Genomic DNA, 20,302 nt, shown 5'->3' on the forward strand with positions numbered 1-20,302 from the left:
CAAATATGGTTTTTAATTTTCAGTTCTATTCTTCGCGTATGGCGTCCACCGCCTTGATCCGCAGGGCGCGGGTCGCGGGGATGACACCCGCCAGCAGGCTGCCCGCCACGAGGATCGCCAGCGCCGCGATGCCCGTGCCGAAGGAGATCATCCACGATATTTCGAATCCGTCCTGCGCCACGGTGACCGCCTGGTAGTAGATCGAGTCGACCACCGACAGCAGCCCCACGGCCGCCGTCAGCCCCAGTACGCCCGCAATGAAGGCCAGCACGAAGCTTTCGGAGAGGATCTGCGAGATGATGGCCCGCGGCGGGGCGCCCAGTGCGCGGCGGATGCCGATCTCCTGCGTGCGCTCCTTGACGAGCACCAGCATGATGTTGCTCACGCCGACGATGCCCGCCAGCAGCGTGCCGAGTCCCACGAACCACGTCAGCCACGCAATGCCGCGAAAAAGTCCCATCACCTTGTCGAACATCTCGGCCGTGGCCATCGTCCAGACGGCCTTCTCGTCGTCGGGCGAGATGATGTGGCGGGCGAACACGGCCTCGCGGCACGCCTTTTCGACCTCCTTGCTGGGTGTGTCGTCGCGGCCCGCCACGGCGAGCATGTGGATCCGGTTGCCGCCGCCGTACATCTGCTGCGCCAGAGATACGGGCACGACGGCCGTGTTTTCGACATCGCTGAACGACATGGCCGTACTCTGCTTGCGCAACACGCCGATCACCCGAAAATAGGCATTGTTCATCTTGATCACCTTGCCTGTCGGGTCCTGTTCGCCCGGGAACAGGTCTTTCGCGATCTGCGTGCCGATGACGCAGACCTTGCGTTTCTGCACCATGTCCACCTCGTTGATGAAACGGCCGTGGAGGATTTTCTGCGGGTTGATCTTCTGGTAGTCGGGCGTGTAGCCCATCAGCGAGTAGTCGCCTTTGTGTTCGCGGTAGCTGCAATGCACTTCGTCGCCCCAGAATACGGCCGAGGCGTACAACACTTCGGGCTGTTTCTTGACGGCCTCCACGTCTTCGTTGTCCATCCTCCACCAGCGGTTTTTGGGCATGCCCTTGTAGGGAATTCCCGTCTGTTCGGGCTGCATGAGCAGCGTGTTGGTCGACATGTCGCCCAGCTGTGCCCGGAACAGGCGTCCGAGACCCATGCCGGCGCCCAGCATCACCGTGAGCATGAAGATGCCCCAGAAGACCCCCAGCGCGGTCATGATGCTGCGCTTGCGGTTCCGGGCGATGGTCTGCCAGATTTCGTTCCAACGGTCTGTGTCGAAAAAGGACATGGGTCTTTGTAATTTATTAGGCTGCTCTATACTTTATTGTACCTTGTACCAAATCGTACCGACTGTCGGAAGCGGACGCCATCTCCCTCCCTGAAGGAGGGTCGGGGTGGGGTCATACTTGTAAATGACGCCGCAGGCGGCAACGGAAGCGGTTGAAAGCGATGGTGCATCGAAATATCTGTCGGTTTTATTTGTTATATCTCAATGCGTCGATCGTTTTCAGCTGCGCCGCGCGGTAGGCCGGGATGTAACCGGCGATCAGCCCTGCGGCGACCAACACCAGCGTGGCGCTCACCGCCACGCCCAGGTCGAGCGTCGGGTCGAGGAACACCGAGTTCATGCCGTGTTCCGTCTGCTCGACGGGGGTCTGGTTGAGCAGGTGGTTGACGGCCTCCATGACCGCCACGCCGAGCACCATGCCCATGTAGCCGAACGCCGCGGTGATCATCACCGATTCGGCGAGGATCAGGCGGATGATCGACGCGGGTTTGGCCCCGAGGGCCTTGCGGATGCCGAATTCGGCGGTGCGCTCGGTGACGGTCACCAGCATGATGTTGCTCACGCCGACGATGCCGGCCAGCAGCGTGCCCAGTCCGATGATCCACACGAAAAGGTTGATGCCGCCGAAAACCACCATCATGCTCTTGTACTGCTCCATGGTGTTCCGGATCCAGATGGCGCTCCTGTCGTCCGGGGCGAAATGGTGTTCGACGGAGAGGCGGCGAATCAGACGGTTTTCGAAATCTTCCATCTGTTCGTCGGTGTCGATGCCCCGCAGGGTCAGGATGGCATTGTTGACGATCGGGTCGTTGCCTTTGTAAATGAGTTGTCCGGTCGTGAGGGGGATATAGCACGAGGAGTTGTTGCGCTGGGCGTCGCCTTTTTCGACGCCCACCACCGTATAGATCGACTTGCCGACCTTGACCTGCTTGCCCAGCGGGTCGCCGCCTTTGAAGAGCAGGCGGCGCATCGGTTCGTCGATAACGATTGTCTTGCGGTAATTTTTCACGTCGTCCTCGTTGATGAAGCGGCCGGCCGAGAGTTTGATGCCCTCGATCTGCTGCACCTTCGGGAGCGATCCCCGCAGCCACACCTGGGTGAACTCCTTGCCGTAAGTGGCTTTGTGTCCCGATAGCCACGAATTTGCGGCGACCTCCTCGATTTCGGGGAACTCCCGCCGGAGAATCTCCAGGTCGCTGTTGCGCATGCGGATGCGGCGGCCCTTTTCGTAGCCCATCCAGGGTTTCGAGGTCCAGCCGCCGTAGAGGTCGATGGAGTTGGTGGCGTAGTCGTCGAAGTTGGCCGTCACGCCGTTTTTCAGCCCGTTGCCCGAGCCGAGCAGGATGACGAGCATGAAGATGCCCCACGCGACCGAGAAGCCCGTGAGGAAGGTGCGCAGCTTGTTGCGCCGCACCGAGGTCCAGATCTCCAGCAGCAGTTCCCTCATCGCTTCCCGAGGCCCGTTTGGTCGATGCTGCTGATGACGCCGTCTTTCAGGCGGATGATCTTGTCGGTCTGGTCGGCGATCGACTGTTCGTGCGTGACGCAGATGATCGTCATGCCCATGTCTTCGTTGACGCTGCGCAGCAGGTTCATCACCTCCTGCGAGGTGACGCTGTCCAGGGCGCCCGTAGGTTCGTCGGCGAGGATGATTTCGGGCCGGTTGATCAGCGCCCGGGCGATCGCCACACGCTGTTTCTGGCCGCCCGACATTTCGTTGGGCATGTGTGCGGCCCAGTCCCGCAGTCCGAGCATGTCGAGGTATTCCAGCGCCAAGGAGTTGCGTTTGCGCCGTGCGACGCCCTGGTAGTAGAGCGGCAGGGCGACGTTCTCGACGGCGTTCTTGTAGTTGATCAGGTTGAACGACTGGAAGATGTAGCCGATCATCCGGTTGCGTGCGGCGGCGGCCTGCGTTTCGTTGAGGTTCTTGATCAGGCGGCCTGCGAGGTAGTAGTTCCCGCTGTCGTAGTCGTCGAGGATGCCGAGGATGTTCAGCAGGGTTGATTTGCCCGATCCCGAGGCACCCATGATCGACACCAGTTCGCCTTTGCCGACTTCGAGGTCGATGCCCTTCAGTACGTGGAGGGGCGAACCGTTGTTGTAGGTTTTGTTGATGTTTTCGAGTTTTATCATACGTCCGCAGGCCGAGTGAGGTTTGCCGGGGTAACGGTTTGTTACGCGCTTCGGGACAAAGGTAATAAAGAAATCGTGAAAAACAATTTATTTTTATCGAAAATCAATAAAATGTTGCCCCCCCCCGATAAGGGTGCGCTTACAGATCGTCAGCGGCTCTGCCGGGTTATCTGATAAGTGCCGGTTTAGGCCCGAAGCCCTCCGGCCTGCCATCGCCTGCGAATCCCGTTTTTTAGGCGGGACCGAGAAGCAGGCGGCGGAGCGCCGCGACATCGGGAGCGAAACGGCCGGGGTGCGCGGCTTCCAGTTCGCCGGGCTGGGCGTATCCCCAGGCTGCGGCGATCGAGTCGAGTCCCGTTTCGGCGGCCCCTTCCACGTCGTAGCGGCGGTCGCCGATCATCACCGCTTCGCGGGGGGCGATCTGTAACTCTCCGAGGGCGTGGCGGATCACGTCGGCCTTGGTCGTGCGGCGGCCGTCGAGCGTGCTGCCGCTGATCAGCCGGAAGTAGGGTTCGAGGCCGAAATGTGCGGCGATCTGCCGGGCGAAGGGCGTCGGCTTCGAGGTGGCCATCACGTTCACGCAACCCGCGGCGGCCGTGTCGGCCAGCAGGCTTGGGATTCCGGGATAGACTTCGTTCTCGAAGATGCCCTTCGGGGCATAGTATTTCCGGTATTTGGCGACGGCCGTCTCGGCTTCCGTGTCGGTCATGCCGTACCGTTCTTTGAAGGAGTCCGCGAGCGGCGGTCCGATGAAAGGGGTTAATTCCCGGAGGTCCGCCACTTCGATGCCGAAGTGGCGCAGGGCGTACCGCACCGAGCGGGTGATACCCTGCATGGGGTCGGTCAGCGTGCCGTCGAGGTCGAAAAAGAGGTATTTCCTGTACATATTACTTATAAAAAGCCCGGCCTTTTCGGGGAACCGGACCGGGGTTTATGCTTTGAGCCGCAGGAACGAGTAGCCGAAGCGTTGCGCCGCGGCGCGTTCCAGTTCCTCGCGGACCGAGGGGTGCGCCACGGCGATCAGCGCCCGGGCGCGCTCGGCGAGGTTGCGGCCCCGCAGGTGCGCCACGCCGTATTCGGTGACGACGTGCTGGACCATGTGGCGTGTCGTCACGACGCCTGCGCCGGGCGACAACAGCGCCCTGATTTTCGATTCGCCCTTGGGGGTCGTGGACGGGATGGCGATGAAGGTCTTGCCGCCCTCGGACAGCGCCCCGCCGTACATGAAATCGTGCTGGCCGCCCACGCCCGAGATAATGCGCATCCCGACCGAGTCGGCGCACACCTGTCCCGTGAGGTCCACTTCGACAGCCGAATTGATGGCCATGACGCGCGGGTTTTGCCGGATGCGGAACGGATCGTTGGTCCATGCCACATCCTTCATCACCAGATCCTTGCGGTAGTCCATGAAGTCGTAGAGCCGGCGCGAGCCGAGGGCCAGCGAGGCCACCGTCACGCCGGGCATCACCGCCTTCTGCGAGTTGTCGATCACGCCGCTTTCCAGCAGCGGCAGTACGCCGTCGGTCATCGCCTCGGTGTGCAGCCCCAGATGCCGGTGGCCGCCGAGGGCGCCCAGCACGGCGTTCGGAATGCCGCCCACACCGATCTGCAACGTCGCCCCGTCGGGAATCAGTTCGGCGATATAGCTGCCGATCCGAAGCTCGGTCTCCGTGGGCACGGCCGTCGGGACCTCCACCAGCGGGGAGTCGACCTCTACGGCTGCGGCCAGGCGCGAGGAGTGGATCACGGCGTCGCCGTAGGAGTAGGGCATCGCCTTGTTGACCTGTGCGATGACGGTCTTGGCGCACTCCACGGCCGAAACCGCCAGGTCGGCCGAGACGCCGAACGAGCAGTAGCCTTCGGCGTCGGGCGGCGAAACGTTGATGAGCGCGACGTCGAGAGGCAGCGTGCCGTCGCGGAACAGCGCGGGGATTTCGCCCAGAAAGGCCGGAATGGTCTGCCCGTAGCCGTCGGCCAGCCACCGGCGGATATTGTTGGCCACGAACAGACTGTTGACGAGGAACGACTCGCGGTATTCGGGGCGGCAGTAGGGGGCGTCGAAGGCTCCCACGGCGAAGGCCGAATAGACCGTCACATGCTCCAATTCGCAGCCCTGTTCGGTCATGGCCGCCACGAGCACTTCGGGAATCGAGGTGCTGCCCTGGATGTAGACGCTGTCGTTGGATCGGATGAGTTTTACCGCCTCCGCGGCAGTCGTAAGGCGCATAGTGGTCTTATTTATGGTTTTCGGCAAATACCCGCAGCCGTTCTTCGAGCATTTCGAATTGTTCGGGGCGGTTCATCTGCGAGACGCAGACCCGGATGCCGTGCTGGCGGCTGCCGGTCGAGGTGAGCGAGATGGCGCAGACGCCGTAGAGCAGCAGTTCGCTCAACAGTTCGGCGCTGGTCATCGCGCCGTAGCCGACCGTGTAGAAGAATCCGTCGCTGACCTGCTCGCCGCGGTCCTTGTCGTAGACGATGCGGAATCCGTGGCGGAGGAACGTCTCCTTGGTAAGCCGGGCGCGCCGGGCGTACTCCGAGGCTTCGCCCACGAAGTCCAGTTCGCCGTCGGCCGCCGCGCGGAACATCGCCGCCAGGGCGTGCTGTGCCGAGTGGCTCGTGCCGGACGAGGCGGCGTAGAGAAAGACCAGCACGTAGGCGTCGCCCAGCCGTCCGATGTTGTAACGCCGGCGCAGGGCCGGGTATTCGCGGCGGAAAAGCGTGTCGGAGATCGCCGCCACGGCGATCCGCTGCCCGGCGTAGCTGAATATCTTCGATCCGGAGACCAGCAGGATGTAATTCTTTGTGTAACGCGCCACCGAAGTCTGGTAGGGGGCTTCGAAAGGCCGTCCCAGCGGTTTGCGGAAGTCCATGCAGAGATAGGCGAGGTCCTCGATGACGATGGCGTCGTACCGCGTGGCCAGCTCCCCGATCGTGCGCAGTTCGTCCTCCGTGAGGCAGATCCACGCCGGGTTGTTGGGGTTCGAGTAGACGATGGCCGCCACGTCGCCCGCGGCGAGGAAACTCTCGATCTTCGGTCCCAGTTTTTCGTCCCTGTAATCGTAGATGTCGAACGATTCCGAAGGGATGCCGAGGATGCGTACCTGACTGCGCTGCACGGGGAATCCGGGATCGATGAAAAGAATCTTCCTTTTGGCCGGGTCGAGCTGCGAGCAGAGCAGAAAGGTGGTGAAGCTGCCCTGCATCGATCCGACGGTCGGAATGCAGCCCTGCGGGGCGATGTCGACGTCGAGGAACGCCTTGAGGAACCGCGAGGCCTGCGTCTTGAGCTCCGGGATGCCGAACATGTTGGGATACTGCGACGCGACGCCCGCCTGCAGGGCCGCGCGTTCGGCCACGACGCCCGCCCGTTCGGGCGGCAGTCCCGGCACGCCCATTTCGAGGTGGAGGAACTCCACGCCCGTGTCGCGCTCCATCATGCGGGCGATGTCGCCCGACTGGCGGATCGTGGCCTGCGCGATGTCTGCGATGTCCATCCGCTCCAGCGCGGAGTGCAGGCAGGACCTGTCGAACGGTATTTTCATGGCTTTGCCTGTTTTTGGGCCGCTTCGCAGCCGGCACGGAACGCCGCGAGGTTCGTTTCGACGACCTGTCCGCCCTTGCGGGCGAAGATGGCGCGGATGCCTGCCTCCAGCTTCGCGGCGTCGATCCCGAGCAGCGGCGCGGCGGCTCCCAGCAGCGCCATGTTGGCCGAGCGGGGCGCCATGGCGGCTTTGGCGACGGCATCCGCGTCGAGGGCCACGACGTGCGGGAGTTGTTCCAGTTCGCGCCGCAGGGCCTCGCCGTCCGGATAGTTCGGGATGTTGACCAGCGGTGTGGTGTCGGTGATCACCCATCCGTCGTGGGCCAGCCACGGCAGGTAGCGCAGCGCCTCCATCGGCTCCATCGAGACGATGAGGTCGGCCGCGCCGCGCGGGATGAGGTCCGAACGGATGGCCGAAGTGCCGATGCGCAGGTTCGACTGCACGTCGCCGCCGCGCTGGCTCATGCCGTGGACCTCGGCCTGCTTGATATGGAGCCCGTCTTCGAGGGCGGCCCGTCCGATGACGGCGGCGATCGAGAGGATTCCCTGACCTCCTACGCCCGAGAGGATGATGTCGCGTTTCATATCACTACGTTTTTGGTTTTTTGTGCTGTGCCCGTTCCGTCGGCTGTTGCAGTCTCGCCGCCTCCGGCGCCGTTTGGAAATCTGACCCTCCCCCGAACTCCCGCCTCCGGCGCGGGCTTTATGTGGGGACCTGTCGGGTTTCAGCCGCCCGATGGGCCTGTCATCGTTCGCATTCCCGGCATGAATTGGCTATAAATTATTTCGTTGCGCTCTTTCTCTTGGCTGTCTGGATACACTCTCGGCGCGGGATGATCACCGAGACGCCCCGGTAGGCGATCTCCTCGCGGATCATCGCCTTCATCTCCTCGCGGTTCTTGGGCAGCGGCACGACCGTGCGGATGTGCGCCGGGTCGACGCCGATGCCGGCGCATATCTGTTCCAGACGGCCCGTTCCGGCCGAATCCTGTCCGCCGGTCATGCCCGTCGTGAGGTTGTCCGAGATGATGACGGTGATGTCCGCCCGTTCGTTCACGGCATCCAGCAGACCCGTCATGCCCGAGTGGGTGAAGGTCGAGTCGCCGATCACGGCCACCGAAGGGTGCTGTCCGGCGTCGGCCGCGCCCTTGGCCATGGTGATCGAGGCCCCCATGTCGACGCACGTGTCGATGGCGTGCAGCGGCGCCAGCCACCCCAGCGTGTAGCATCCGATGTCGCTGAACACCTTGCCTGCGGGGTATTCTTCGCGGATCACCTCCGTCAGCGCGGTGTACATGTCGCGGTGTCCGCATCCCTGGCAGAGCGCGGGCGGACGGGCGACGACGATCTCGCTCGCGGCGTGCGTCCGGCGGGGCGCCATGCCGAGGGCCGCGCGCACGCTGTCGGGCGTCAGCTCCCCGGTGCGGGGCAGTTCGCCGGTCAGGCGTCCGCGGATCGCCAGGGGATTGGGAAGCACGCCCCGGACGGCCTCCTCCACGACGGGCTGTCCCTCTTCGAGGATCAGTAGCGTGCCGCATTCGGCGGCGATGCGCCGCACGAGGTCGCGGGGCAGCGGGTACTGCGCGATCTTCAGCACCGGGTGCGGGCATCCGTCGGGGTAGTTCTCCATCAGGTAGTTGTGTGCGATGCCGCAGGCGACGATGCCCAGCCGTTTGTCCGGACCTTCCGTGCAGGCATTGAACGGGCTGGCGGCGGACTCCTCCTCCAGCCGGGCGTAATCCTCCAGCAGCGTCTTGTATCGCACGCGCGAGTTACCCGGCATCAGCACCCACTGGCGGGGCTGTTCGGGATGGCTCAACGGGTTTTCGGCGCGTGCCTCGCCCGTCTCGACAGCGGCCCGCGAATGGGCCATGCGGGTCGTCAGCCGCATCAGTACCGGAATCCGGTAACGTTCCGAGAGATCGAAGGCGGCCTTCGCCATTTCGTATGCCTCCTGCTGGTCCGCCGGTTCGAAGGTCGGCACGAGGGCGAATTTCCCGTAGAAACGCGAATCCTGCTCGTTCTGCGACGAGTGCATCGAGGGGTCGTCGGCCGCCACGACCACCAGTCCGCCGTTGGCCCCGGTCATCGCCGCGTTGACGAAGGCGTCGGCCGCCACGTTCAGCCCCACGTGCTTCATGCAGACCAGCGCGCGCTTGCCGGCGAACGACATGCCGAGCGCCTCCTCCATGGCCGTCTTCTCGTTCGACGACCAGGTGCGGTGTACACCCCGTTCTGCGGCGAGGGGATGTTGCTGGATGTATTCCGTGATTTCGGTCGAGGGTGTGCCCGGATAGGCATAGACGCCCGACAGTCCCGCGTGGAGGGCCCCCAGTGCGAGGGCTTCGTCTCCGAGTAAGAGTTCTCGTTTTGCCATGAGCTTACGGTCTGTTTCACTTTTTACAAATTTAGGAAAATTTAATTAAAATCCAATCTTTGGCGACGATTTATCACGCCTTCGGCCTGAATCGGGAATAAATATAGTTTTCAAGCCGATTTTTGGTTGAAAAATGTAAAATGCGGCCGGGCCGCCGAGCGGTCTGTCTCCGGCTCTTCCGCTTTTCCCGAAGGCGGGGACTTTGCGGAGTGGAATCTGCGGGGCGGTTACGAAATCGCCGGAATTATTTGGTTTGATTGGTTTTTTTGCGATCTTTGTGCTTCAAACGAATAACTCATGAACAACTCGCCGAACATCAAACAGGTGGAAACCGTCCTGAAATACATTAAGAACGAGCTTTATTCCGGCCGTTTGCAGCCGGGCGAACGCCTTCCGGCCGAGCGGCGGCTGGCCGACATGCTGGGCGTCGGCCGTGCCCATGTGCGTGCGGCGTTCCAGAAACTCGAATTTTACGGCATCGTTCAGACCTTTCCCCAGAGCGGTACGGTGGTCGCGCAGGAGAAGATGCAGGTGCTCGAACGCATGATCACCGACGCGCTGCAGATCGGACAGTACGACTTCGCGTCGCTGGTCTACGTGCGTGTGCTGCTCGAAATCGAGGCCATCAAGCTCTGTGCCCGCAACCGCACGGCGGAGGACCTGGAGAACATCGAACGGGCGCTGGAGGAGTGCGAGGCGAAATTCTATACCGAGGAGCGTGTTTCGAAGGACTTCGCCTACCACCAGGCGCTGGCCCGCGGGGCGCACAATCCGGTGATCGCGTCGATGCTGCTGGTCATCACGCCCGATGTGCTGCGTTATTACCAGCGTTACCGCGTCTGCACGGTTCCGCAGGAGGAGGTCTATTTCGAGCACCGCGAACTGCTGCGCTGCGTCCGAGAGAAGGACGAGGAGGGGGCCGTCGCGATGCAGCGCCGCCACCTCAAGTCGCTGAGCGAATTCGCCGCGGCCTTCAACGACGAGAACCATTTCCTCGAATAGCGGTCCCGCCGCCCCGAAATGACAAACGGCTGTCCCCGAAGAGACAGCCGTTTGCTGTGTTTGGTTGCGTCACGTTCTACCCGCAGAGCCAGTCGCGCAGGATTTCGGGTGTTTCCACCTCCCGGCAGCTGACCGAAGCGAGCAGTTCGCGTCCTTGTTGCGTGAGTGAGTAGTACATCTGGCGCCGGTCCTCGCTGCAGAGTTCCCGGGTCACCAGCCCTTTCTGTTCCACCGAGCGGAGCACTTTCGAGGTGTTCGAGGGCGTGAGGCCCAGCAGTTCGCCCAGCTCTCCCGGGCAGAGACGCTCGGTTTTCGAGAGACTGCACAGCGTCATGCCTTCGTTCAGGCAGATGCCGTAGCGTTTTTCGAACGCCGCTTCGAACTGGTGCACGGCGCGCTGCAGGTCGCGGATCCTACAAAGCTTATCCATGTTTCTTCACTTTATATACCGCCTGCATGCCGCAGTGTTTCACGCATTTGCCGCATTCGATGCATTTCCCGGGATCGATCAGCGGGAGGGCGTTTCCCTCCTGCGTGATCGCACCTGCGGGACATATCGGAATCAGCGGGCAGCGGTGGTCCTGCGGGCATAGCAGGGCGTCGACCGTCAACGCCATTATTTGCCCAGCATCACTTTGTCGATAGCCTCCTTGAGCGAAGCCTTGGGCAGAGCGCCCTGGGCCATCTGGGGTTTGCCTTCCATCGGGATGAACAGCAGTGTGGGGATCGAACGGATGCCGAACGCTGCGGCAAGCTCCTGCTCCTCTTCGGTGTTGATTTTGTAGATGTGGATCTGGTCCCCGTATTCGGCGGCCAGTTCTTCGAGTACCGGTGCGAGGGCCTTGCAGGGGCCGCACCACGAGGCGTAGAAGTCGATCAGGGCCGGTTTGTCACCGAGGTATTTCCATTCCTGGGGGGTCTTCTCGTAATCGGCGACCTTCTTCAGAAAGTCGGCTTTGGTCATTGCGGTCGTTTTCATATTCTTCGTGTTTTTGTTGTTTGTCTGTGCCTGGCTTCCGGCCGTGAATGCCAGAAGTGCGAGCGCCGTAAAAAGCAGTTTTCTCATGGTGTTTTAATTGTTCTCTATCAATAACGATGCAAAGATATAAAATATTTTCCGATAAAACAAATTTCCGATGGAAAATATTCTGATCTGATGATTCCCTGATTTGAAAACGGAGGGTTTCGCCCGAGGGGTATAGCTACCTTTTGGTGGCAAAAGGTAGCAAACGCAGTCTTCGACTGTTGGGTTTCTTTGTACTTTTTGGCCGCAAAAAGTACCAAAAACTCTCCGACAGATGGCTTTGCCTACTTCGTCCCGTCTAACGTTCGAAACGGGCGCCTATTCGCGGGGGCGCACGCGCCCCTGCCCCGTTTCTTACCACTTTTAGCCGGGATTTCGTTTCACGGCTCCGGCATCGAGTCGGATTCATTCGCCGCCACAGGCGGCGAATGAATCCGCTTGGCAAAAAAGGCGTCAAGAAAGAGGCGGACTAAAAGCGCGAGCGCAGGCGTAAGACGCCTGTTTTATGAACAACAGTATCTATTCTAAAAACCCGCTTCTTAAGCGGGCGGAGCCAGCGTTAGACCGCGTCTTTCAGGCTTTTTTGTCGGCGGGTCGGTTTTTGCGCCGCTTTTTGACGACCAAAAAGCGGCAAAGAACAGCAGGCGAAGCGGGCGAAATGTTTTGATGCCGAAGGAATGCGAACTCTCGCAGATTATTCCAGATAGACCATCACGTTGCCGCTGATCTGCTGCAACGAGATTTCGCACAGTTTGGTGTTGTACTGCGCCGTGAGAATACGTTCCTCGGCGTCCAGCAGGCTTTTCTGCGCCTCGCGCATCTCGATGCCCGGCAGGTCGCCCAGCAGGTAACGTTCCATGGCGATTTCGTAGTTCTCCTTGGCGGCGATGAGGTTCTCCTCTTCGAGCAGAATCACTTCGAGGTTGTTGCGGTAAGCCTGCCAGAAATTCGACAGGTCGGCGCGCAGCGACTGTTCCAGCCGTTGCTGTGTCAGCTGCGCGTTTTCGACGCCGATGCGGGCGTTGCGCTGTTCGCGGCGGCGGTTGCCGTCGAAGATCGTGAAGCCCACCTTCACACCGGCGTTCAGCCCGAGCGTTCCCCGCGAAAGGTTTGTTCCCGTGCCGTAGCGGTTGTAGGTGTATCCGTAGCCCGTCGTGAGGTTCACATAGGGATAGTTCCGGGCCTGAACGGTCTTCAGGTCCAGTTCGGCCAGCGAACTGTCGTGTTCGGCCATCAGCAGCGAGGCGTTCGCCGAGAGGGTTTTGGCCAGCAGGTCGTTCCAGTCGAGTGTGGCGTTGACCCGGATCACCGAGTCGGGAATGCTGAACTTCTCGTCGAGGTTCTCGTTGGCCAGCAGTTCGTTGATGCGGATGCGCGAGGCGGTCACCAGCTCGTGTTGGGACATGTATTTCGAACTGTCGGCGTTGAAGTCGACGCGGGCCTGCAACAGGTCGAGGCGCGAGAAGTTGCCCACCTGGACGCGCGCTTCGGTGATGCGCAGCCGTTCGCGCGAGAGCGAGACCGCATAGCGGAAGTTCTCCAGGCGCAGCGTCTGCTGGATGTAGTTATAATATTCGGCCGTGAGGCTGGCCATGAAGTCCTCGATGGTGATGCGCGTCTTCAGCGCGCCCATCTGCTGCATCTCCTTCAGCCGCTTGTAATTGGTGCGTATGCGCAGCCCGTCGAACAGCGTCCAGTTCACCGCCAGCCCGACGTTGGCCGTCTGGTCGTAGACGCCGGTCTCGGTCGAAGCGTCCCCGTTGCGCGGGGTGGCGGTGCGGTCGTTGTCCAGCGTGCCTGTGTATCCGGCCGAGAGGTCGACCGTGGGGAGCATCCCGGCGTTTCCCGCCGTGGCGTTATTGTCGCTGATGCGCTCGTCGTTGCGCACGATGCGTACGTCGTAGTTCTGTTCAAGTCCTATCTCCAGACATTTGCGCAGGGTCAGCGGAGCGGACGCCTCCCGGGTCGACGGCGCCTCCTGCGCTCCGGCGGCGCTGCCGATTCCCAGCAGCAGGGCCGCTAAAAATGCTCTTTTCATGCGTCGTTGTTTTTCGATTTCTTGATTCGGTTCGTCGAGACGTAGCTGTAAATGGCCGGAACGATGTAGAGCGTCAGCAGCGTCGAGACCACCATGCCGCCCACCACGGCGATACCCATGGCGATACGTCCGTTGGCGCCTTCGCCCGTGGCGACGGTCAGCGGCAGCAGGCCCAGGATGGTCGAGGCCGAGGTCATCAGGATCGGGCGCAGGCGTTGCAGCGAGGCCTCCTCGATGGCTCGCATCTTGTCCAGCCCGGCCTCCTGCTTCTGGTTGGCGAACTCGACGATCAGGATGCCGTTCTTGGCCACCAGTCCGATCAGCATGATGATGCCGATCTGGCTGAAGATGTTCATCGTCTGGTCCGCGCCCCACATGAAGACCAGCGCGCCGGCGATGGCCAGCGGTACGGTGAGCATGATCACCAGCGGATCCTTGAAACTCTCGAACTGCGCGGCGAGGATCAGGTAGATCAGCACGATGGCCAGGATGAAGGCGAACATCAGGCTCGACGAACTTTCGCGGAACTCCTTCGAGTCGCCGGCCAGCGCCGTGCGGAAGTCGTCGCCGAGCGTCTCGTCGGCGATACGGTCCATTTCGTCGAGTCCCTGGCCGATGGTCTTGCCCTTGGCCAGTCCGGCCGACACGGTGGCCGACAGGAAGCGGTTGTAGTGGTAGAGCTGCGGCGGCGCGACGTTCTCCGCGAGCGAAATGAGGTTGTCCATCTGGATCATCTCGCCCTTGTCGCTGCGCACGTAGATCGAACGCAGGTCGGCGGGCTTGTTGCGCTGCTGGCGGTTGATCTCGGCCAGGATTTCGTATTGCTTGCCGTTCATGTAGAAGTAGCCGAGGCGCTGGCCGCTCAGCCCGTACTGGAGCGTCTGGGCGATGTTGCGTGTCGAGACGCCCAGCAGGTTGGCCTTGTCGCGGTTGACCTCGATGCGCACCTCGGGCTTGCTGAACTTCAGGTCCACGTCGGCCATCTGGAACACGGGGCTTTCGTAAACCTTGCGCATGAATTCGGGCAGCACCTCCTGCAGCCGTTCTAGGCTGGTGGCCTGGAGCACGTACTGCACGGGCATGCGCCCGCGGCGTCCGCCGAAGGTGCTCTGCTGCTGTACGAAGGCGCGGGCCTTGGTCTTCGAGCGCACGGCGGCCGAGATCTGCTCGGCGATCTCCATCTGCGAGCGTTCGCGGGTCGCGATGTCCGTCAGGGCGATGCGGACGTTGCCCGAGCCGCTCGACACGCGCGCCGTCACCGACGAGGCTTCCGGCACGAGCGAGTCGACCAGGCGGTTGATGTCTTCGGTGTAGTCGCGGATGTATTCGTAGGTGGCGCCTTCCGAGCCGCGCGTGTTGATCGAAATCTGCGAACGGTCCTCCAGCGGGGCCATCTCGGCCGGAATGGCGCTCCACAGCCAGCCGATCAGCGCCATCATCAGCAGGACAAGCGGCAGGGCCAGCCAGCGGCGGCGCAGGAACGAGGCCAGCGTGCGGCTGTAAAAGTCGTTGAGCCAGATGAAGAACGGCTCGGTCTTGCTGTAAAACCAGCTTTTCTTCTCCTGCCGCACGAGCAGCTTGGTCGCCAGCATCGGGGTGATCGTGAGCGCCGCGAAGGTCGAGATGACCACCGCGCCCGAGATCACCATGCTGAATTCGCGGAACAGACGTCCCGTCATGCCCTCCATGAAGACGATCGGGAAGAAGACGGCGATCAGCGTGACCGAGGTCGAAATGACCGCGAAGAAGATCTCCTTGGCTCCTTCGATGCCGGCGTCGAAGGGCGTCATGCCCCGTTCGATGCGGATGTAGATGTTTTCGGTCATCACGATGGCGTCGTCGACGACCAGTCCCACCGAGAGCACCACGGCCAGCATCGACAGCACGTTGATCGAGAATCCCGCGGCGTACATGACGAAGAAGGTGCCGATCAGCGACACGGGGATCACGATGCAGGGGATCAGCGTCACGCGCCAGTTGCGCAGGAAGAGGAAGATGATGATGATGACCAGTATGAAAGCCTCGTAAACGGTGGTCCTCACCTCGTCGATCGAGGCGCGGATGAAGCGCGTGTTGTCGAATCCGTAGGAGGTGACCACGTCGTCCGGGAGGTCCTTTTTCATGCTCTCCATGCGTGCGTACACGGCATCGGCGATCTCGATGTGGTTGGCGCCCGGCTGGGGGACGACGACGACGCCCACCATCGGGATGCCGTTCATTTTCATGTAGCTGCGCGTGTCCTGCGGACCCAGTTCGGCGCGTCCCACGTCGCTCATGCGGATGATGCGGTCGGCGTCCTCGCGCACCACCAGGTCGTTGAATTCCCGCGTGGTGTGCATCAGTCCCATCGTGCGGATCGTCAATTCCGTGGTGTTGCCCTCGATGCTGCCCGAGGGCAGTTCGACGTTCTCGCGGTCGAGGGCGTTCTTGATGTCGGTCGGGGTGATGCCGTAGCCGGCCATCTTCGCCGGATCGAGCCACAGGCGCATCGAGTAGCGCTTTTCGCCCCAGATCTGCACGCCGCTCACGTCGCTGATGGTCTGCAACTGCTCCTTGACCGTCAGGTCGGCGATTTCGCTCAATTCGAGCAGCGAGCGCTTGTCGCTCTGGATCGTCACCATCAGAATCGGCGAGGCGTCGGCGTCGGCCTTCGTCACGGTCGGGGGATCGCAGTCGCGGGGCAGGTAGCGCTGGGCGCGTGAAACCTTGTCGCGAACGTCGTTGGCCGCGGTTTCGAGATCTACCGAGAGTTCGAACTCGACGGTGATGCGGCTCTGGCCCTGACTGCTGACGCTCGACAGCGAGCGGATGCCCGGGATGCCGTTGATGTTCTGTTCGAGCGGCTCGGTGATCTGGTTTTCGATCACGTCGGCGTTGGCGCCCGGGTAGGAGCATGTGACCGAAATGATCGGGTTGTCGACGCTCGGGAATTCGCGCACGCCGAGATAGCTGTATCCGATGAAGCCGAATAGCAGAATGATGATCGTCAGCACCGATGCCAGGACAGGCCTCCGGATGCTCAGTTCGGAAATGTTCATGCGGCGGAGGGTTTATTCGACGGTGTCGAGTTTCACGGGGAGTCCTTCGCGCAACTGGAGCGTACCGGAGGTGATGAGCGTGTCGCCGACGTTGAGTCCCTCGATGATCTGGATGCTCGAATCGGTCCGCAGGCCGGTCTTCACCTCTGCGGCGTGCGCCTTGCCTCCCTTGTAGAGGAATACCTTGTCGACGCCCATTTCCGGCACGAGGGCCTCGGTCGGGATGGCGATGGCGTCGGGAATTTCGTGCATGCGGATCTGCACCGTCGCAAAGCGCCCCGGCAACAGTTTGCCCCGCGTGTTGGGGTATTGCGCCCTGACGGCCAGCGTGCGGGTGGCGATGTCGACCTTCGATTCGGTGGCGTAAACCGCGGCTTCGAACCGCTCCTGCCGCCCCTCGATGGTGAACGAGAGGCGCGTGCCGGCCTTGATCTGGTTGGCATAGCGTTCGGGGACGAAAAAGTCGATCTTCAGGGGTGAAATCTTCGTGAGCTTGGCCACCACGACGCTCGGCGAGGCATAGGCGCCTTCGCTGACGTTGCGCAGGCCGATCACACCGTCGAACGGCGCCCGCAGCTCCGTGAGCGCGATGTTCGACTTCACGATGTCGATGTCGGCGTTGAGCATCGCCAGTTCCGTGCGGGCTTGTTCGTAGGCCTCCTGGCTCACGGCGTCCTTTTTGAGCAGGGCGCTCTGGCGGTAAACGCGGTCCTCGGCCAGTTTGAGCTGCGCCTCGTAACGCGAGAGCTGGGCCAGCAGCGGGAGGTCGTTGACCTTGGCCAGCAGTTCGCCCTTGCGGACGACGGTTCCCTCCTGGAAGTTGATCGCCACGATTTTGCCCGAGGTTTCGAACGAGAGGTCCACCTCCTCGTCCGGCAGCAGGTTGCCCACCGTGGTGATGCCGTCGGTGAGCCGCTGCGGACGGATGATGCGCCCGTTGACGTTGAGCGTGCTCTGTCTGCGGGGCGCGATTGGCGCGTCCGCTTCCTGCGACGTGGCGGAACCCTTGTCGCCCAGCAGGTTATAGAGGCCCAATGCCAGGCAGAATACCACGAGAACAATGGCGGTGATGATCCATTTCTTTTTCTTATTCATTGCGAGAGTCAGGTTTTGCGTTGGGAATCGTATGCAAAGATACGAAAAAGGCGGATGGATGCAAAACTGAATTGCGCCCGGTTCGGGGGAACTTTCCGACGAATAAAAGTGTCGTTTTGACACCGAAAATGCGAGAAAAGCGTGTTGACTGTCGGCTTTCGACAGCGAAACGGGCTGGTCTTTGAAGTATGAAATTACAAAGCTTTGTCCGATTATCCGGTTTCGGACGGGTGAAACGGAAAAAATCGGGGGTGAAATAACGTCGGCTTCGGATTTCGCCGCATTTTCCGATCTCCCCGATGGCCGTGTTCATCGGGGTTTTTCGGTTTACACATTGGTTTAAACAAATCCCCGATTTCGCTGTAAAAACCGACGGAAAACAGGCTGGAAACTGTCAAAGGAAAAGGTGGATGCCTTCTCCGACAACCACCCTAAACGTAAGAAAGAGAGTCTTTTGGACTCTCCTTCTTCAGTGACACCGACAGGACTCAAACCTGTAACCTTCTGATCCGTAGTCAGATGCTCTATTCAATTAAGCTACGGTGCCGAATTGCAGGTGCAAATGTAGGGCAACGTTGATTAACAGGTAGTTACGGATGTGAATTTTGTCGATGAATTTCTCTTTTGCGTGCTGTTACTCGGCGCGGTTTAAACATTGGTTTAAACATTTCGGGTAATTCGTTTATCCCAAAGTTGGGTTAATAAATTAAGTGAATTAATTGATTATTTGATAAATAGAAAAAGTGACAAACTATGTTGAAAGGGCAATTATATAGCCCCTCGTTTTTAGTCTGTCACTTGTCATTGTCAAAGGAAAACGCCGCATTTTCTCGGCCTTCTCTCCTTAATCTTTATAGATACGATGCAATTCAACTACATTATCATTTCCAAAGTAATAATGATTGATAGTTAGTAATATCAATTATGCCTGAAGATTTTAACTTATTAATTCTATGCTGATATGTAAGTTCTATATATTTAACTCCCTGCTCTATGGTTTCAATGCTACGATCATTTTGAATTAATCTCAACATTAATTTCGTGAAATCATCCACATATAGATGACAGTTGCTTACTAAATTTTCAAGTCGATATATAGTGTTATTATCATGAACTATTAAATTTCGTGTTCTATATAATCGTCTTAAATGCCACATTAATTTTTGTGAGTGATTATTGAATAATGTAAGCAAGCATTGCGGAGAGTGCATTGATTCGTGTAATTGATAAATCCTAAATCGTAATAATGGAAAATTGTTTAAATCACTATATAATGCTATTCTGTTTTGTTCCAATTCATCCAGAACGATGAATGCTAAAAATTTATTAAACAATTTATCTCCATATTTATTATTAAGGCTATATATATGTTTATTAACCAATCCTCGATTCCATATTAGAAAATAAACTAATGTTTCTTTTACTAATTTATAGCAATAGCCTAATGTCGAAGATTGGCTTATTATCGTACTAATTTGTTCTATTTTCGATTTGTCTTCATGTTGTTTTAAAGGAACTATAACCTCTAGTGCTGTCCACAAATTTAAAATCTGATTTTCTAAATTTCGATTTTGAATGCAAGAACTATGTAAATCAAAAACTCTGAATATTTTAACTGTTGTTTGTGGACTAGGTGTTAATCCTCCAAATAATTTAGTTAGTTTATTAGCCGCAGTAGTTATGCCTATTTTATTAGTTGTATTTATCATAGGCTGTTCTTGAGATGAAAGCAGTGTTATATCAGATAGATCGTCTTGATTAACAACAAGTTTTTCATCTAAAACGTTAGGACTATTTTTGTGATAATAAAAACCAAATAAATCTCGTATATTATCAATAATATCTGTTGTTGATTGGAATGCTGTATAGGGGTCACAGTGCTTTACTTCACATCGGATGAAAATTCTTTTTGCATTTTTCTTGTTTTTATATGCTGCTGCACGAGCGTTTACGAGAAGTTCATTTGGAATATTGGTTATTGAGATAGATGAGAGTTGAATAGCTGCGATAGCTTTTTCTAAAAGAGCATCTGCAATGCAATAAACATGGAATAATTTCTCTTTAAAATCAATTTTTGAAAAAAAAGCATCCAAAATATCTTTGGATTTTATCTCGTTTTTTGCCTTAAAGAAAAAATTTACAACATAAAGGTACAGCCAAGAGCGAGAATAATCCATATATTGTAAAATGCATATCCAATTTTCACATAGCGCATTAATATCCTTTTTTTTATTATCTTTTATAGCCTCTGTCAATAAATGTCTACAGACGGATTCGTATTTACGATTTACGAGCTTTTTTGCTAATAAAGATAATATATCTTTTAACTCATCGTAGTTTGTAGATTTCGGGTCGAAATTAATAGGGTAATATAATTCCCGTTCAATATCTAATAATTTATTTGCTACCCTATCTTGCTTTAGACTCCAGTTTAACTCCTCAATAATATATTTTATATGAGAATTATTTATTTTTTCGTTCTCAATATCGCTAATTGTTTTTTGAGCCTCAATTATTAATAATGGAGTATTTAATAGGCGTCCTTTGAAAGAATCCAATGTATAATGACATAGTATTTCTTCGATTCTTTGAGCAAAAAATAATAATCCTTCAGTTTCTTCTGATATAGTCCATTTTGAGAGATTGTAATAAACCATAGTGTAGCCTTTAAGGTTATTGAGTCGGTATTTTTTATATCAAATTTAATAATTTTTCTAGTAATGACCAAGCTGTACTAAATAATTCTCACAAAATCCCGCTAACGGG

General features: G+C 58.0%; 17 protein-coding genes and 1 tRNA gene. 2 read left to right on the plus strand and 16 right to left on the minus strand.

The features are described 5' to 3' along the window. Positions 1–25 precede the first annotated feature (25 nt). From ACGHP5_RS10975 to ACGHP5_RS11010, 8 genes are all read right to left on the minus strand, one after another. Positions 26–1,285, minus strand: coding sequence for an ABC transporter permease (locus ACGHP5_RS10975; protein WP_290533093.1), 1,260 nt, complete (start codon positions 1,283–1,285; stop codon positions 26–28). 187 nt (positions 1,286–1,472) lie between these two features. Further along, a complete protein-coding gene (locus ACGHP5_RS10980; protein ID WP_290533092.1) occupies positions 1,473–2,732 on the minus strand; it encodes an ABC transporter permease in 1,260 nt (419 codons plus the stop codon). Beyond that, on the minus strand, positions 2,729–3,418 hold the full coding sequence (locus tag ACGHP5_RS10985; RefSeq protein WP_290533091.1) for an ABC transporter ATP-binding protein: 690 nt from the start codon (positions 3,416–3,418) through the stop codon (positions 2,729–2,731). The genes ACGHP5_RS10980 and ACGHP5_RS10985 overlap by 4 nt, the downstream gene beginning before the upstream one ends. A 232-nt stretch (positions 3,419–3,650) precedes the next feature. Then, entirely contained in the window at positions 3,651–4,304 is a 654-nt protein-coding gene (locus ACGHP5_RS10990) for an HAD hydrolase-like protein (protein WP_390566766.1), read from the minus strand. A 45-nt stretch (positions 4,305–4,349) separates the two neighbouring features. Then, the gene (locus ACGHP5_RS10995) at positions 4,350–5,645 is read right to left on the minus strand and encodes an acetyl-CoA hydrolase/transferase family protein (protein WP_390566768.1); all 1,296 of its coding nucleotides are present in this window, start codon (positions 5,643–5,645) and stop codon (positions 4,350–4,352) included. A gap of 7 nt (positions 5,646–5,652) precedes the next feature. After that, a complete protein-coding gene (locus tag ACGHP5_RS11000) occupies positions 5,653–6,963 on the minus strand; it encodes a pyridoxal phosphate-dependent aminotransferase (RefSeq protein ID WP_337771618.1) in 1,311 nt (436 codons plus the stop codon). After that, positions 6,960–7,547 (minus strand): indolepyruvate oxidoreductase subunit beta, encoded by a 588-nt coding sequence (locus ACGHP5_RS11005; RefSeq protein WP_290533087.1) that lies wholly within the window; start codon positions 7,545–7,547, stop codon positions 6,960–6,962. The genes ACGHP5_RS11000 and ACGHP5_RS11005 overlap by 4 nt, the downstream gene beginning before the upstream one ends. A gap of 196 nt (positions 7,548–7,743) precedes the next feature. After that, the gene (locus ACGHP5_RS11010) at positions 7,744–9,339 is read right to left on the minus strand and encodes a thiamine pyrophosphate-dependent enzyme (protein WP_390566770.1); all 1,596 of its coding nucleotides are present in this window, start codon (positions 9,337–9,339) and stop codon (positions 7,744–7,746) included. Between the two features lie 297 nt (positions 9,340–9,636). Between ACGHP5_RS11010 and ACGHP5_RS11015 the strand changes: the two genes are divergently transcribed. After that, positions 9,637–10,341 carry a FadR/GntR family transcriptional regulator gene (locus ACGHP5_RS11015; protein ID WP_295902767.1) on the plus strand — a complete coding sequence of 235 codons (705 nt, stop codon included), beginning with the start codon at positions 9,637–9,639 and terminating at the stop codon, positions 10,339–10,341. A gap of 76 nt (positions 10,342–10,417) precedes the next feature. On the opposite strand, the gene ACGHP5_RS11020 is transcribed toward ACGHP5_RS11015, so the two are convergent. Genes ACGHP5_RS11020 through trxA form a run of 3 tightly spaced genes read right to left on the minus strand, consistent with a single transcriptional unit; the run spans position 10,418 to position 11,407 of the window. Next, the gene (locus tag ACGHP5_RS11020) at positions 10,418–10,771 is read right to left on the minus strand and encodes a MarR family winged helix-turn-helix transcriptional regulator (protein WP_290533084.1); all 354 of its coding nucleotides are present in this window, start codon (positions 10,769–10,771) and stop codon (positions 10,418–10,420) included. Then, positions 10,764–10,958, minus strand: coding sequence for a 4Fe-4S binding protein (locus ACGHP5_RS11025; RefSeq protein WP_290533083.1), 195 nt, complete (start codon positions 10,956–10,958; stop codon positions 10,764–10,766). Before ACGHP5_RS11025 ends, ACGHP5_RS11020 begins: the two co-directional genes overlap by 8 nt. Next, positions 10,958–11,407, minus strand: a complete 450-nt coding sequence (gene trxA / locus ACGHP5_RS11030) for a thioredoxin (RefSeq protein WP_390566773.1) — start codon at positions 11,405–11,407, stop codon at positions 10,958–10,960. The genes ACGHP5_RS11025 and trxA overlap by 1 nt, the downstream gene beginning before the upstream one ends. 463 nt (positions 11,408–11,870) lie before the next feature. On the opposite strand from trxA, the gene ACGHP5_RS11035 reads away from it, so the two are divergent. Next, positions 11,871–12,032, plus strand: coding sequence for a hypothetical protein (locus ACGHP5_RS11035; protein ID WP_290533081.1), 162 nt, complete (start codon positions 11,871–11,873; stop codon positions 12,030–12,032). 27 nt (positions 12,033–12,059) lie between these two features. Here ACGHP5_RS11035 and ACGHP5_RS11040 read toward each other — a convergent pair whose 3' ends face one another. From ACGHP5_RS11040 to ACGHP5_RS11060, 5 genes are all read right to left on the minus strand, one after another. Beyond that, positions 12,060–13,403 (minus strand): TolC family protein, encoded by a 1,344-nt coding sequence (locus tag ACGHP5_RS11040; RefSeq protein WP_390566775.1) that lies wholly within the window; start codon positions 13,401–13,403, stop codon positions 12,060–12,062. Continuing rightward, positions 13,400–16,441 (minus strand): efflux RND transporter permease subunit, encoded by a 3,042-nt coding sequence (locus ACGHP5_RS11045; protein WP_295904505.1) that lies wholly within the window; start codon positions 16,439–16,441, stop codon positions 13,400–13,402. The genes ACGHP5_RS11040 and ACGHP5_RS11045 overlap by 4 nt, the downstream gene beginning before the upstream one ends. 12 nt (positions 16,442–16,453) lie before the next feature. Beyond that, complete coding sequence (locus tag ACGHP5_RS11050) at positions 16,454–17,536, minus strand: efflux RND transporter periplasmic adaptor subunit (protein ID WP_290533078.1); 1,083 nt, start codon at positions 17,534–17,536, stop codon at positions 16,454–16,456. Positions 17,537–18,009: 473 nt separating this feature from the next. After that, a tRNA-Arg gene (locus ACGHP5_RS11055) sits at positions 18,010–18,083 on the minus strand. 334 nt (positions 18,084–18,417) lie between these two features. After that, positions 18,418–20,193 (minus strand): hypothetical protein, encoded by a 1,776-nt coding sequence (locus ACGHP5_RS11060; protein WP_390566778.1) that lies wholly within the window; start codon positions 20,191–20,193, stop codon positions 18,418–18,420. Positions 20,194–20,302: the final 109 nt, after the last annotated feature.

The organism is Alistipes sp. i18-0019-D1 (assembly GCF_042852885.1).
GTDB lineage: Bacteria > Bacteroidota > Bacteroidia > Bacteroidales > Rikenellaceae > Alistipes.

Coding starts and splice junctions, on each gene's coding strand:
- ACGHP5_RS11010 (WP_390566770.1), bottom strand. CDS start 9,339: ATGGCAAAACGAGAACTCTTACTCGGAGACGAAGCCCTCGCACTGGGG.
- ACGHP5_RS10995 (WP_390566768.1), bottom strand. CDS start 5,645: ATGCGCCTTACGACTGCCGCGGAGGCGGTAAAACTCATCCGATCCAAC.
- ACGHP5_RS11005 (WP_290533087.1), bottom strand. CDS start 7,547: ATGAAACGCGACATCATCCTCTCGGGCGTAGGAGGTCAGGGAATCCTC.
- ACGHP5_RS11000 (WP_337771618.1), bottom strand. CDS start 6,963: ATGAAAATACCGTTCGACAGGTCCTGCCTGCACTCCGCGCTGGAGCGG.
- ACGHP5_RS11015 (WP_295902767.1), top strand. CDS start 9,637: ATGAACAACTCGCCGAACATCAAACAGGTGGAAACCGTCCTGAAATAC.
- ACGHP5_RS11035 (WP_290533081.1), top strand. CDS start 11,871: ATGAACAACAGTATCTATTCTAAAAACCCGCTTCTTAAGCGGGCGGAG.
- trxA (WP_390566773.1), bottom strand. CDS start 11,407: ATGAGAAAACTGCTTTTTACGGCGCTCGCACTTCTGGCATTCACGGCC.
- ACGHP5_RS10985 (WP_290533091.1), bottom strand. CDS start 3,418: ATGATAAAACTCGAAAACATCAACAAAACCTACAACAACGGTTCGCCC.
- ACGHP5_RS10980 (WP_290533092.1), bottom strand. CDS start 2,732: ATGAGGGAACTGCTGCTGGAGATCTGGACCTCGGTGCGGCGCAACAAG.
- ACGHP5_RS11050 (WP_290533078.1), bottom strand. CDS start 17,536: ATGAATAAGAAAAAGAAATGGATCATCACCGCCATTGTTCTCGTGGTA.
- ACGHP5_RS10975 (WP_290533093.1), bottom strand. CDS start 1,285: ATGTCCTTTTTCGACACAGACCGTTGGAACGAAATCTGGCAGACCATC.
- ACGHP5_RS11025 (WP_290533083.1), bottom strand. CDS start 10,958: ATGGCGTTGACGGTCGACGCCCTGCTATGCCCGCAGGACCACCGCTGC.
- ACGHP5_RS11060 (WP_390566778.1), bottom strand. CDS start 20,193: ATGGTTTATTACAATCTCTCAAAATGGACTATATCAGAAGAAACTGAA.
- ACGHP5_RS10990 (WP_390566766.1), bottom strand. CDS start 4,304: ATGTACAGGAAATACCTCTTTTTCGACCTCGACGGCACGCTGACCGAC.
- ACGHP5_RS11045 (WP_295904505.1), bottom strand. CDS start 16,441: ATGAACATTTCCGAACTGAGCATCCGGAGGCCTGTCCTGGCATCGGTG.
- ACGHP5_RS11020 (WP_290533084.1), bottom strand. CDS start 10,771: ATGGATAAGCTTTGTAGGATCCGCGACCTGCAGCGCGCCGTGCACCAG.
- ACGHP5_RS11040 (WP_390566775.1), bottom strand. CDS start 13,403: ATGAAAAGAGCATTTTTAGCGGCCCTGCTGCTGGGAATCGGCAGCGCC.